We start from the raw sequence: 14263 nt of genomic DNA on the forward strand, positions 1-14263 counted from the left end.
ATAAACTAGTCCATATAATTATTTTGCTAACTTATCCCATAGTTCATAAAAATAGTAGATTTCTTCTATAATTGCTTTGTCATCTTTCACTTTTATGCCACCTTTTATTCGTGAAAGGGTCTCATTTATCTGGAATATATATTCCTTTTCTACGCTAAATTGAATTCTCCGGACAATCTTTTTCCATGCAGTTTCAGCATAATTGATCTTATTATTGGCTTTATCCCAATTCTTTTCTTTTACGTCAGCTTCGATTTGCTGTATGGTTTCATATAATCGGTCATCTTCTCCTAAAGGTTTTTTTAATAACGAGCCACTATTCATAATCAAAATAAAAAGTACTAATGTTAGAAGAGGGATAAGAAATAATAAAAACTTTTTCAATGTCTTCACCTCAACTATTTTAAAATGGTCCCTCATAGTCACCAATATCTGATTTTTTACTAACATGGTCTTCGTATACATCAATATATAATTTATCATTGGGTAAAATTAACGCATAAAATACTTGTTGAACATCATCTATACCTTTTGACCGTAATTGTTGCAATAACCAATTTCGATCTTTTTTTCTCTGCAATAAATTTTGATCAATAACTATCCCATCCTGTATGACCTCGGTGGATAGACCGCTTGGAGAAACGGGAATGTTTAGATCCTTTGGAGTTACGGGAAGATAATCGGATTTTTGTAGAACCGACAGTTTTCCATTTATTTCGAATATCGCTAAATCAACCTGTGTAATATCAAAAACTCCTCGATCACGAAGGAGCATTGTTAACTCGCTAATTTTAATTCGCATTTTCACTAAATTTTTTTCTAAAATCTTTCCATCCTCGATTACTACAGTTGGCTCTCCATCAAGAACCCTTCCTATGTAGCGATTTTTTACAGTTATAAATTGTAATAGAAAAGTAAATAGGGCAAAACCGGCTAAACCGACCCAGTGTGCCCAAGCCTTTGAAGATAAGTCAGTGGCTAATGAGGCTGCAATGGAACCGATTGTAATACCGTTTACATAATCAAAAAAAGTCAATTGTCCTACTTCTTGTTTCCCGAGAATTCGAGTGAAAATTAAGAGAGTAAAAAAAGAAATAATAACTCTTACAAAGACAACAAGAGCTTCATCAAACATATATATCCTCCTCTAAAAGTACCTCCCTTATAATATTTCCAAAACTAGGAGATTTAGCATAATTGAAGAGTGTCAGTAAATCGTGCCCATGATAAATGACTCTTGTTACATTATGTAAATTATAATAATGTAAAAATGCCATCAGTGTGCTAATTTTATATTTGCTTTGGATATGCAGAGGCTTACAATAGATTGATTTATTAGGAATGGTGAAGAAAAATGCTATATATGTGGCATATCGAGAAAATAATTATAGATACGTTATTAGAACTCAATCTAAAAATAAATGTTGAATCTAGCGATAATCTCAAAGTTCCGATGAGTTATAATGTAACAACAAATACGATAAAGTTTAATTACTTACAAATTAACGGATATAAATCTAAAATTAATTTTAAAGTAAAAGAAACAGATGTTAATTTCGTAAAGCTTATTCTATATCGTCAGCTTGGTTATTACTTAGAATTTAGAAAAAATACACGAGTTTTAAAGACTCTTATTTATGGAGAGGAAAAAGAGAAGGAACAGCTTTTAGCAGAAATCGAAGAGAATGCCTGGGATTATGGGAGATCACTGGTACCTGAATATCTATCAAAAGCATATGATCAAGTACGTGAGTTAGATAAATTACTTTTAAAAGATTGAAGGATTCTAAGAATTCTCTATGAATAGTTCTTTTTTCTTTCGTATCGCTGGGCGATATAACACTTGCAAATATACTTAAAAACCTTCATATTAATAGAAAGGAGGTGCGATATGAGACGCGATATACAACCTAATGAACAAGCTTACTCTTCCAAGGAAGTGGCGGAAAAGGTGGGGATAGCAACACCTACTGTCCGAAAGTATGGTCAAATCTTAGAACAGAATGGATATGAGTTTTTAAAAGATGGCGATCGGCGTATATTTGTTCAATCTGACATCGAAGTGCTTATAGCGCTACGCGATACGGACAAGTCTCTAGACGATACAGCTAAAGACCTTGTGGAACAACAAAAAGCGAGATTAGTAGAATCCAATGAAACAAATATTGCGATAACCAATACATATGAAAATCTACCTCAAGATCCTAATCAATTAAAAGAGGTGTTAATGTTTTTAGCAAATGAACTTGCGGCCACTCGAGAAATGAATGTTCAACTGACTAATGAAATGGTAGAGCTTAAAACAAAGGTATCTCGACTTCAGCAAGATCATCATATTATAAGTTCTACGATTGGAAATTCAGCGCAAAAAACGAATGCTAAAATTGAAAAATTAACTGAACAACAAAAGAACCATTATGAAACATTGCTGGAACAAGAAAAACAAAAATCTGACCTTTTACAAAAAGAAATACAGAGTATGCGGGACGAACAGAAAAGAGAATGGAATTCACAAAGTGAATTTAATAAACGCTTGGAAGAAGCAATACATAAACCAAAAGAAAAATGGGGAGGAATCTTCTCGATATTTCGAAAATGAGTCCTCTTGAATAGCGTAATCTAGAAAGGGTTGAAGGACTCTTTTTTTTTGTATCGCTTGGCGATATATCCAACGATTTGGTCCTTCATGTATGATGTGAAATCATTTATTAAGCGATACGTTCAGTTGTAAAAAAGATTCCAGTAAATCATTAATAGTATTCAATAGGCAAGGGGGCTGTCCGCTATTCTTTTATTCATATCGCCAGGCGATATATGAGATTAGAAGAGAAGATAAATTGGAAAAAGCACCCCTAGTAATTAGCACTATATTTCAAAATTCTACAAATTCCCGGGAAATATCTACAAATTATGAGCATGTCATTGACAAATTAAGATAAATAACAACATAGAGGTGACAACATGAAAGGCCGAACACATTTAGCAATAGGGTTAGGAATAGGAGCGGTGGCGTCAGTAAACCAACCGCTTGAAATGATGCCTGTCATTTTAGTTGCATCAGGTGTAGCTTCCCTTGCTCCTGATCTAGATGGAAATAATCTATTAAATAAACGTGTAACTAAGACGGCTAAACTAATTAAGAAGAGTGGCGTATTTGTCGGTGGAATATTAATGGTCCTGGCTTTAGTTACATATTTCTTAGACGTCAATTACTTGTCCTTCATAAATGATAAATGGTTTAGTCAACAAAACAGTCTTTTACTTTTTGGATGGGGAGCGGTAATTTTAGGACTTTCCTTTAAAGGTCAAGAAACATTGAAAAATATTCTAATGAGCATTTTAAGTTTGATCTTATTGTACTATGCAGCTACGAACGAATTGTGGTGGTTGATTATGTTTGCCTTATATATAGGGGGTGCGGGGTGGTTCGCTCATAGAGGGCCAACACATACGATATGGGCATTGATTTATTGGTGGTATATGTCGCATCTATTGGAAGTTAACACGAAGGTAGACGGTTTGGCTCTAATTTCAACGATTGCTTATCTTTCACATATCTTAGGAGATATGCTAACAAAAAAAGGGGTTAAATTTCTCTATCCGGTAATTAATAAAGTATTCCGATTCCGGTTCTAATAGTTGGACTAAGTAAGTAATTTATATTTTTTAACTAAGTAAGCCAAAAACATGAAATAAAATATGGGATTAGGTATACTAGAAGTATAAGTAATTCTAATATTTCTTAGACTGTTTTTTCTATAAAAACTAATGTCTAAGATTTAAAGCTTAACAGAAAGGTGGAAATGAAAATGAGTATGCTAGTAGCAGAAAAAAGGAAAGAAACTAAAAAAACAATCTTGAAAAAATTGAGGAGTGAAGGGAAAATCCCTGCAGTTGTATATGGTAGGTCCATACATACAGAGTCAATCTTGATTAATAACTCTGATTTAAGGAATGTAATCAAGGAAGTTGGTAGAAATGGTATTTTCTCTTTAAATGTTGATGGTAATTCAAAAAACGTTATTTTAAGAGATTACCAAAATAACCCTGTGACTAAGGAAATTATTCACGTAGATTTGCTTCAAGTAGATCAGAATACAGAAATTGATACAAGAGTAAGTGTAATCCTAAAAGGAATTTCTAATGGCGAGAAAGTCGGTGGAGTTGCTAAACAATTTGTTCATGAATTAGATATAACTGCTAAGGTGAATGATCTCCCTGATTTTATTGAAATTGACATTACTGAATTTGAAATCGGACACTCTGTTCGCGTAGCAGATATTAGAAAAGAGTACAGTAACTGTACAATCAAACATGAAGATGATGAAACGATTTTGTCAATCGACTATGTAAAAGCACAAGCCAATGAAGAGGAAGAAAGTGAAGTTGAAGTTTCGGGCGTCTAATCCTGCGATCTAACCTGGTAAGTTGAAAATAGGAATATAAGACAACCCAAAACTGCGTTTATAAGTGTAAAATAAATAGAATATAGATAGCAATACTTTTTTTAAAAAAATTTTAGTGAGTCTATAGTAGAAGCATTTATTTCTTCACTATAGGCTTTTTTTGTTAAGGGAATTATTTTCGTTTATCTGTTCGGATGAAGCTGAATCTAAAAAAATAATCAATAATTCGGGTAAAACGCAATTCCCTTTATCCTTTATTTGTTAACACTTCTTGCAACATCATTTCCAAACAATCTAATCGGTCGATAATCGGTTGAAGGGCTTCCTCGAGTTGCGACCGCAAACGATCTGCTTTTTCATTTTCCATGCTTTATTTCCTCCGTTTTATCATTTTGTTAAGGACCTCTTTCATATAGGATGTGTTACAATGTGGATATATAATCACTCTTTTGTTCTAAGAAATTATAGTGATATGAGGGCGAGGGATTAGGTGAAATGCAATTAGTTTTTACATATGTAGTGACCCTTATTGCGATAGGGATCTCAGTGTTTATTTCGCTTTTTTTCAAAGCTGAACTAGAGCGAATGTTTCGCGAAAAAACGAGCGTGATTGCGTTCCATATATGTAATGTGCTTATTGTGTTAATGGTGTCGTTTGCTTTTCATATCGTATTTACAATTTATATATTTGAGAATGAAATAAACTTGCTGCTACAAATGCTTATTAACTTGTTTATCATCCTGCCGATTTATGTTGTCGGGAATATCATATTTGAAAAAAATAAATTTAGGTTTCGAAAATACAGACCTGTTGAAGATGGAAAAGTGCTCGTAATCAATGAAAAGTACTTGCAGAAGAAAAAAAGGTAAATTGAATAGTAGGAAAGACTACAACCAGGCTCTCGAAGAACGAGACCTGGTTTTCTTTGTCTTATCGTCATGTGAAGAGAGAAGTTAGGTCGTATCGAGTTATACTTCCCAAATACGGTACGAAGGCACTATAAGGATACTACATATAGTATATTTTGATAAAAAAACTGAAAATTTCAGCACATCCGGAGGATATTAGAGGATTTGGGAGTATCTTGGAAGGATAAACCACTTTTCCCACTCAAATTTTTCGAAAGAACGAAATATGCTAGTTTATCATGAGATATGCTAGATTATCAGGTTTGTCCGAAATTTATTATTCCTCTATACTTTTAATGTAGCCCTAAAAAGTTATCGCTGTTAAACAAATAGTGCATATTCCCTCTAAGAACAATAGTTCAAAAGATATATCCTCAAACGTCCTGAAAAATGTAGCCTTTACAAATCCTCTGCATTTTTCGCCTGGCTGAATAATGAATTATACCTATCTATTATTCTAATCAACCATAAAATTCAATAGGGAAGTTTTTTATAAACATAAGGAGGAATTTGTTATCGCTTGAAAATGAATATGTATTCATTTTGGGGTTATTCTTGATATAAACTCAGTAAGTTTATAGGTTTACTTACAAATTAAAAAAGGGGAGAAAATTATTTATGAAACGAAAGTTATTTACATTACTAACCGTTTTATTACTAGCCTTAGTAGGTTGTAGTAGTGAAGGCTCTTCAGGAGATGGAGAACCAGAAAAGTTAGACAAAATTGTGTTAGCTGATGCTGGTTGGGATAGTATTCGCTTCCATAACAGCATAGCGCAAAGAATCCTTGAAGAAGGATACGGTTATGACACAGAGGTGACTGTGGGTTCAACACCTGCAACATTAGAAGGTCTACGTCAAGGTGACATTAATGTCTATATGGAAGTATGGACGGATAATGTCAAAGAGCTTTATAAAGAAATGACAGATGCTGGAGATATTGAAGAAGTATCTACAAACTTTAATGATAATAGCCAAGGGCTGTATGTTCCGACTTATGTCATTGAAGGGGACGAAGAAAGAGGAATTGAGCCGTTAGCTCCAGATTTAAAAACGGTTGAAGATTTGAAAAAATACCCTGAGGTTTTCCCAGACCCTGAGGATTCAAGCAAAGGACGAATTGTAGGGGCTCCTACTGGTTGGGCAGTTAACGAAACAATGACAGCAAAATACGAAACCTATGGATTAGATGAAACATTTAGTTATATTAGTCCTGGTTCAGATTCAAGTGCAGTTGCAACGCTTGTTGATGCTTATGAGAAAGGTGAAGGTTGGGTTGGATACTATTGGTCTCCAACATGGGTAACAGCAAAATATGATCTAACTCTTTTAGAAGAACCAGAATATAACGAAGAACAATGGAACAAAGATTTTGGTACTGCATTCCCACCGAACGATGTTGTTGTAGCAGTTCATAAGGACATGCCTGAACAAGCACCAGAGGTTGTGGAGTTCCTAAAAAATTATGAAACGAGTAACGACTTAACTGAAGAAGCACTTAACTATATGAATGAGAATGATGCTTCCGCCGAAGAGGCTGCTGATTGGTGGATGAAGCAGCACGAAGACATCTGGACTCCTTGGGTTCCGGAAGATATTGCAGAAAAAGTAAAAAGTTCATTAGAATAATATATTTGTAGTAGTTGGTGCTGCCAACTACTACATTTTTCAAAGATTTTTGTCGAAAAAAAGTGAGGTGAATGGTTACATCAAGTAACCTGTTTATGGGTAGTTTTCCAGATATACGATGGGATTTTCTAGGTAAATACGTTGAAAAATTTATAAAGTGGATAGATACAACATTCGAAGGTTTTTTTGATTTCATACATCTTATCTCCTCTCAAACAATCAATGGAATTGATAGTTTTCTTAGCTTCATTCCGTGGTGGCTCTTCTTAATCATTATTTTCCTTTTAGGATGGCGCTTTAAATCTGCTCTTTCCGGTGTTTTATATGCATTCTTTATCTTCTTAATAGGAACATTTGGACTTTGGGATGTATTGATGATTACGATTGCCATCGTCTTAACCTCCGTAGTCATTTCGTTGATCATCGGGATTCCAGTTGGGGTATGGATGGCGTTTAGTAAAAAGTTCTCCATCATCATGAGACCAATCCTTGATGCCATGCAAACCATGCCAAGTTTTGTTTATTTGATTCCGGCCATTTTCTTCTTCAGTCTAGGAAATGTTTCGGCTGTATTTGCTACGTTAATTTATGCATTGCCACCAGTTATTCGATTAACTGAGCTCGCCATACGGAATGTTGATGAAGACGTCATTGAATCTGCTCAATCATTTGGTTCTTCGAGATGGCAAATGCTCACAAAGGTCCAATTACCACAGGCACTTCCGACGATTATGGCAGGGGTAAACCAAACAACGATGATGGCACTTGCAATGGTTGTTATTGCGTCAATGGTAGGTGCAAAGGGATTAGGTGAACAGGTTCTAATTGCGATTAACCGTATTGATATGGCACTCGGATTTGAAGCAGGAATTAGTATTGTGTTTCTAGCTATCATTATTGACCGCGTAACATCAGGAGTAGCGAATTCCTTCCAGAAACACAGGGGGTCTTAACTATGGAAACAAAAATTAAAATAGAAAACGTCTCAAAAATATTTGGATCGAAACCAAAATCTATCATTCCGATGGTGGAAAAAGGAATGAGTAAAAAAGAAATATTAGAAAAAACAAATCATACCGTTGGTGTTTATAACGCATCAATGGAGATCGAAAAAGGTGAAATTTTTGTCATTATGGGGCTGTCCGGTAGTGGTAAGTCTACCTTAATTCGCTGCTTTAACCTTTTAAATAAACCAACCTCTGGGTCTATCTATGTAGATGGCGAAGATGTTGTTCGCTACAATTCATCCCAATTGAAAAAATTCAGGCAGGAAAAAATTGCAATGGTATTCCAGCACTTCGGCTTATTCAGCCACCGAACAGTCTTAGCAAATGTTGAATATGGCCTTGAAATTAAAAATATCTCAAAAGAAGAACGTAGAGACATTGCCTTGAACAATATTGAAAGTGTAGGGTTAAAAGGATATGAAGATAAATATCCAGGTGAACTCTCTGGTGGGATGCAGCAGCGTGTTGGATTGGCGCGTGCGTTAGCGAATGATCCGGATATTCTATTAATGGATGAGCCTTTCAGTGCTCTTGATCCACTCATCCGTAGAGAAATGCAACTCGAACTTTTAGAACTTCAGGACAAGCTTCAAAAGACAATCATCTTTATTACACATGATATCAATGAAGCTTTTAAACTTGGAGATCGAGTAGCTGTTATGAAGGATGGTGTCGTTGAGCAAATTGGTACACCAGAGGAAATCATTGAGACACCCGCGAATGACTATATCACTGAATTTATAAAGGATATTGATCGCTCAAAAGTATTACAAGCTGAGCATGTCATGATTAAGTCAAGTGCAATGGTTTCTTTAAAAGATGGGTTACAGGTTGCTGTAAAAGAAATGCAGAAGAATGGTATATCTAGTGTATTCGTTGTAAACAAGCATCGACAACTACAAGGAATAGTGACGATTGACGATTGCATTGAAGGCATAAAGGAAAAGAAGACACTGACCGATGTGCTTCGAGATGATATCTTTAAAGTATCGAAGGATGAATATATCCAAGATATTATTCCGAAGGCATTGGAGACAAAGTTCCCTCTAGCTGTAGTAGACGAGGATTCTCGACTATTAGGGATTATCCTTCGGGTTCATGTTTTATCAAGTTTAGTCTAATAGATAACTAACTTACTATGACTCAGATTATTTTATGAATCTGAGTCATTTTTTTTTTTAGTAACCTCTAATTATAAAGGGAATTGTTGGTTCCCCATAGAAATCATAATATGGTCGATAGTATAATGGTTACATATATTGTAAGAAGATGCTAGGTAAATAGGGGGACGGAAAATGGCGCAGCTTGATATATTACATCCTGTTTTAGGAAAAGTAATTGAAAACATTGAAAAAGTAATGATCGGAAAAAGAGATGTAGCCACACTGAGTTTGGTTGCATTATTGTCAGAGGGACATGTCTTATTAGAGGATGTACCAGGTGTCGGGAAGACGATGATGGTACGTTCACTCGCAAAATCAGTAAGTGCGGAATTCAAGCGGATTCAGTTTACGCCCGACCTATTGCCGTCTGATGTAACTGGAACGTCCATCTATAATCCGAAAGAACTTCAATTTGAGTTCAGACCTGGTCCAATTATTGGCCATATTGTACTTGCGGACGAAATCAACAGAACTTCTCCGAAGACACAATCGGCCCTACTTGAGGGAATGGAAGAAAGCAGTATTACTGTTGACGGAGTAACCCGTATGTTACCTAAGCCTTTCTTTGTTATGGCAACCCAAAACCCAATTGAATATGAAGGAACATACCCACTGCCAGAAGCACAGCTCGATCGTTTTCTATTAAAAATGAAAATGGGGTATCCATCTGTTAATGAGGAAATTGAGGTATTGAATCGAGCGGAAAAGTCCAAGCCAATTGAAAAACTCGAAGCGGTAATTACACTTGAAGAACTAATTTCTCTTCAAAATGAAGCAAAAGAAGTTTATGTTGACCAAACAATTAAAGAATATATTGTAGATTTAGTAAGTCGAACGAGAGAGCATAGTTCCGTTTATTTAGGAGCTAGTCCGCGTGGGTCGATTGCATTAATGCGGGCATCTCAGGCCTATGCTTTGATACACGGTAGGGATTTTGTGATACCGGATGATATTCAATATCTTGCGTTATATGTTCTTCCACATCGAATCATATTAAAATCAGAAGCAAGATTTGAAGGAATGACAACTGAAAAAGTAGTATCGAAAATCATTGAAAGAACACCAATTCCAGTACAAAGGTCGTTGAATCGTTAATGAGGAGACTATTTCGAAAACTTAAAGAAATGGGGAAACTCGTCAATATTTTTCTTCTGATTGTAGCTACATTTGTATATGCGATGTTTCAAGGTGGGTTCGTAAGCTGGTTTCTATTTTATAGTTTTATCCCATTTGGATTGTATTCTTTTGTTCTATCAATCTATCCTATTAAAGATTTTAAACTGGAACGTCACATCAGAAAGGGTGAGTATGTAGCAGGAGAGGAATTTGAAGCAACAATCTTGATTCGGAGAAAAATTCCTTTCCCACTTATGTATCTAATTATTGAGGAGCTTCTTCCACCTCAATTGAAAAAATATGAAGAATCGAAACAATCAAAGGTGATCCTGTTCCCTTGGTTTAAGCGGGAGTTAACTTACAAATACAAGTTTAGCTCAGTCCCGCGGGGGGAGCATCTCTTAGAGGGAATCCGAATTAAGACAGGAGATTTATTCGGACTTATTGAAAAAGAAGCCAATATGCCGGTACGTGACCAGTTTTTAGTATATCCACAGTACGTAGATATGCTTTACCGACAACAGGAAAGTCGCTTTGAACAGGGTATGACTTCCTCAAACGTAAGATTACAGCGGGATACAGCAATTGCAATCGGTGTGCGGGAATATATCCCTGGTGACCGATTCTCATGGATTGATTGGAAGGCTTCGGCTAGACGAAATGGAATTATGACGAAAGAATTTGAGCAGCAGCAAAGTCATGATGTTGTTTTATTCATGGATCGATCAGAATCAGCCCATTTTGAACAGATTGTATCCTTTACAGCCTCACTAACGAAAGCGATATTAAGAAAAGGGGCACAGGTTTCATTTATCTCGATTGGGGAAGACCAAGCTATCTTCCCGTTAAAAAGTGGAGAATCCCAGCAACAAGCAATTTATCACCACCTTGCGAAAGTAAAAGACAATAGTCCGCTATCATTTTCGCAAATTGTGGAATCAGAAATCAAAAAAAATTACCAGCCTGTAACTTTCATGGTGGTCACAAGTGAATTAAGTCAGGATACGATTCATTTAGTAGGCAGGTTTTCGATGCGAAACGCTGACTTACAGCTTTTTGTGGTCAAAGAAAGAGGAATACAGCTGACGCAGGCTGAATTTGGTGTCCTCGAAGCAATCAGAAAGCATCATGTATTTACAAAAGTCGTCTATGAAGGACATTTTACCGAAGTATTTAACTCTATTCAGCAAAATTCGAAACTTCAATAGGTGGGGATAAATGAAATGAAATTTTCAATTTTGTAGAGATTCAAATCTTGGCTGAATATAGTTAAGCCTCCGGTGAATGCCACAGATTTTCAAAGGAAATTTCACGATCATAAGATCAAAGACTAAGTACGCCTCGTCCTGTGGCAACGTCTTTGTGACCCACCTTGTGTGGGCCAAAAAATCTGGGCGCAAATACGCCAAGGCGCATTTGATTCAGGAGGGAGGAAATCATGAAGCCTAAAATTCCAGCAAAACGAGATGTTCGAAACCTATTGTTAAATATATTTGGTTTTCTCTTACTTTGGGAATGGTTGAGGCCACTTGAAACGGTGACAGATACAAAGGAAACTGCAGGGTTTGTCATTTTCATTGGTGTCAGCTTTCTATTATTATTTCTGCGGGTGCCTTTTGTGTTTAGTGCATTGATTAAAATATTCCTTATTTTCTATATGATTCATTCTTTGTATTTTAAATATGATTTTTTAGATTCAACATGGTTAGGTATATTTATTAGTGATTTTATGAAGAACATTGGGCTTATGTTCCAAGCGAATTGGTTAGGGATGACGCCGATCTTTCGGACGATTCTCTTTTTCATTTTACTTTGGTTAATGAGTTATTTGCTACATTATTGGTTTACTCATCAAAAAAGAATACTGCTGTTTTTCGTATTAACTATCGTTTATATCACGGTGATTGATACATTTAGCCCATATGATGCAAAAGCAGCTATTATTCGAACGGTCTTTATTGGATTTTTTATGCTTGGGATTTTACAATTTGAGCGTTTAAAGGATAAAGAGCTTTCTAATCATGTAAACATCGGGAAAAAATGGGCAATACCATTAGTCCTATTTATTTTATTTTCAACATTTATTGGTTATGTTTCACCGAAAGCATCTCCTCAATGGCCAGACCCGGTTCCATTTTTAAAGGGATATGGGCAAGAAAATACGAACGGCTCCATCAATGGGATAAAGAAAATCGGATATGGAACCAATGATCAAAGTCTAGGTGGGCCATTTATCGCGGATGATACAGTTGTGTTCACTGCAGAGACAGAAAAACGCCATTATTGGCGAGTTGAATCTAAGGATACCTACACAGGGAAGGGTTGGAAATTATCTGGTTCAGCTGATAGGGAAACCTTTAATGTTGAAAATACCGTGTTGAATTGGTATGAGCCAAAAACAGAGGTTGAGGAATTCGAAACGGAGATTCAAATGGATCTAAAGTATTCCCATATCGTGTATCCATTAGGGTTAACTTCAGTTGAGACAGACCCGGATATCTATTTTAGCGTTAACCCACTATCCGAAAAAATTTCGACTTTAAGAGGCGAAGATGAAGTCAAATTGGATAAGTATAAGCTAAATTATCAGTATCCGAAATACTATATTAACCATTTAAAAGAGGTCGTACAGTCAGGTGGCCTTGAGCAGGATAACAATTTTAAAGAAAGATATACTCAATTACCTGTTGACCTCCCTGAACGTGTAAAAGAACTTGCAGTAGAAATCACGAGCTCACAGACGAATCGATACGATAAAGTAAAGGCAGTCGAGGGCTATTTTCAAGTCAATGGCTTTGCATATGATACGCAAAATGTGGCCATTCCAACAGTGGATGAGGACTATGTCGATCAGTTCTTGTTTGATACAAAAATAGGCTATTGTGATAACTTTTCAACTTCAATGGTTGTCCTATTACGTGCAGTGGACATACCGGCAAGATGGGTAAAAGGCTATACAGAAGGGCAGCGAGTGGAATTAAATTCATATGAAATCACAAACAATAATGCACACTCCTGGGTTGAGGTATATTTTCCGGAATTTGGATGGGTTCCATTTGAGCCAACAAAAGGATTTAGTAACTCAAATTTATTTTCTTATGATTTATCAATGACAGGTAATGCAAACAGCCAAACGCCACAAACTGCACCAGAGGTAGTCCCTGAAGAAGAAGAGGTTGAAGAAACTATTGCTACACCAACGTCAGAAGAGAATGAAACGAGCATCTTTGAAACGATAGTAGACACTTTCTCATGGAAATATGTTCTGATGTTCCTATTAAGCATCTCCTTGATGGGGTATCTTGTATTTCGTACTCGAAAAAAATGGATTCCATATCTTTATATCTGGTTATACAAAAATGCGAAAGATGAAGAGACATATTTTAAAGCCTATAATGCCTTGCTAAAACAATTGTCACGAGTAGGCTTCCCGAGAAGAGAAGGGCAAACATTAAGGGAATACTCTGTTCAAGTTGATAAGTTTTATAAAGGACATGAAATGGAACAATTAACATTAAACTATGAACGTGCCCTATACCGCAAAGACAATGCTGCTGTTGAGTGGGTAAAATCAGTTGAATTATGGGAAAATTTAATTAAAAAGATATCATCTTGACCAATAAGTACCTGGTTGGTAGAATTAAACCACAATTTTTAATAGAAGTATCCTTCGTATATCCTCGATAATATGGATCGAAAGTTTCTACCGGGCCACCGTAAATGGTCTGACTATGAAGGCAGCTATTCTATAGGGTACGTGACCTAGAATTCTGCCTTTTTATTAGGTGGAATTCTTTTTTTTTACCTTTACTCAGTACCATACTAAATAAAGGTAAAAAAAGCCTCCGGCGGAGACATACGATTTTCAAAGGTAAGTTTTCGAACTTAGGATCAAAGACTAAAGGCGCCACTTCCTGTGGCAACGTCTTTGTGACCCACTCCGTGTGGGCCTAAAAAATCTTGGCGCAAATTCGCCAAGGCGAATTTGATATGCATAATATCTGGTGGGTATATTACAAAATATAATGAGGTG

The 14263-nt window shown here is 36.0% G+C and carries 13 protein-coding genes, 1 pseudogene and 1 riboswitch; of the genes and pseudogenes, 12 read left to right on the plus strand and 2 right to left on the minus strand.

Annotated features, from left to right (window positions below; all coding sequences use genetic code 11):
- Positions 1-18 precede the first annotated feature (18 nt).
- Positions 19-393 carry a DUF4363 family protein gene (locus NST91_RS01720; RefSeq protein WP_341333467.1) on the minus strand — a complete coding sequence of 125 codons (375 nt, stop codon included), beginning with the start codon at positions 391-393 and terminating at the stop codon, positions 19-21.
- Between the two features lie 10 nt (positions 394-403).
- Positions 404-1135: a YetF domain-containing protein gene (locus NST91_RS01725; protein WP_341329740.1), complete on the minus strand. Its 732-nt coding sequence runs from the start codon at positions 1133-1135 to the stop codon at positions 404-406.
- Between the two features lie 219 nt (positions 1136-1354).
- On the opposite strand from NST91_RS01725, the gene NST91_RS01730 reads away from it, so the two are divergent.
- From NST91_RS01730 to NST91_RS26265, 12 genes and pseudogenes are all read left to right on the plus strand, one after another.
- Positions 1355-1780, plus strand: coding sequence for a hypothetical protein (locus NST91_RS01730; protein ID WP_341329741.1), 426 nt, complete (start codon positions 1355-1357; stop codon positions 1778-1780).
- Positions 1781-1891: 111 nt separating this feature from the next.
- A complete protein-coding gene (locus tag NST91_RS01735; RefSeq protein WP_341329742.1) occupies positions 1892-2599 on the plus strand; it encodes a hypothetical protein in 708 nt (235 codons plus the stop codon).
- A gap of 362 nt (positions 2600-2961) precedes the next feature.
- On the plus strand, positions 2962-3636 hold the full coding sequence (locus NST91_RS01740; protein ID WP_341329743.1) for a metal-dependent hydrolase: 675 nt from the start codon (positions 2962-2964) through the stop codon (positions 3634-3636).
- Between the two features lie 173 nt (positions 3637-3809).
- Positions 3810-4406, plus strand: coding sequence for a 50S ribosomal protein L25 (locus NST91_RS01745; protein ID WP_341329744.1), 597 nt, complete (start codon positions 3810-3812; stop codon positions 4404-4406).
- Positions 4407-4901: 495 nt separating this feature from the next.
- Positions 4902-5276, plus strand: a complete 375-nt coding sequence (locus NST91_RS01750; RefSeq protein WP_341329745.1) for a hypothetical protein — start codon at positions 4902-4904, stop codon at positions 5274-5276.
- Between the two features lie 657 nt (positions 5277-5933).
- A complete protein-coding gene (locus NST91_RS01755) occupies positions 5934-6944 on the plus strand; it encodes an ABC transporter substrate-binding protein (RefSeq protein ID WP_341329746.1) in 1011 nt (336 codons plus the stop codon).
- Positions 6945-7039: 95 nt separating this feature from the next.
- Positions 7040-7897 carry an ABC transporter permease subunit gene (locus NST91_RS01760; RefSeq protein ID WP_121449556.1) on the plus strand — a complete coding sequence of 286 codons (858 nt, stop codon included), beginning with the start codon at positions 7040-7042 and terminating at the stop codon, positions 7895-7897.
- Between the two features lie 2 nt (positions 7898-7899).
- Positions 7900-9072, plus strand: a complete 1173-nt coding sequence (locus NST91_RS01765; protein ID WP_341329747.1) for a quaternary amine ABC transporter ATP-binding protein — start codon at positions 7900-7902, stop codon at positions 9070-9072.
- 174 nt (positions 9073-9246) lie between these two features.
- Entirely contained in the window at positions 9247-10209 is a 963-nt protein-coding gene (locus NST91_RS01770; RefSeq protein ID WP_341329748.1) for an AAA family ATPase, read from the plus strand.
- The gene (locus tag NST91_RS01775; protein WP_341329749.1) at positions 10209-11438 is read left to right on the plus strand and encodes a DUF58 domain-containing protein; all 1230 of its coding nucleotides are present in this window, start codon (positions 10209-10211) and stop codon (positions 11436-11438) included. The genes NST91_RS01770 and NST91_RS01775 overlap by 1 nt, the downstream gene beginning before the upstream one ends.
- Before the next feature lie 230 nt (positions 11439-11668).
- Positions 11669-13282, plus strand: a pseudogene (locus NST91_RS01780) (transglutaminase TgpA family protein); the annotation flags it as partial.
- 240 nt (positions 13283-13522) lie between these two features.
- Complete coding sequence (locus NST91_RS26265) at positions 13523-13846, plus strand: DUF4129 domain-containing protein (protein ID WP_440274818.1); 324 nt, start codon at positions 13523-13525, stop codon at positions 13844-13846.
- Between the two features lie 34 nt (positions 13847-13880).
- Positions 13881-13982, plus strand: a riboswitch (purine riboswitch).
- Positions 13983-14263: the final 281 nt, after the last annotated feature.

Source organism: Ferdinandcohnia sp. FSL W7-1320 (genome assembly GCF_038050315.1).
Lineage (GTDB): Bacteria > Bacillota > Bacilli > Bacillales > Bacillaceae_L > Ferdinandcohnia > Ferdinandcohnia aciditolerans.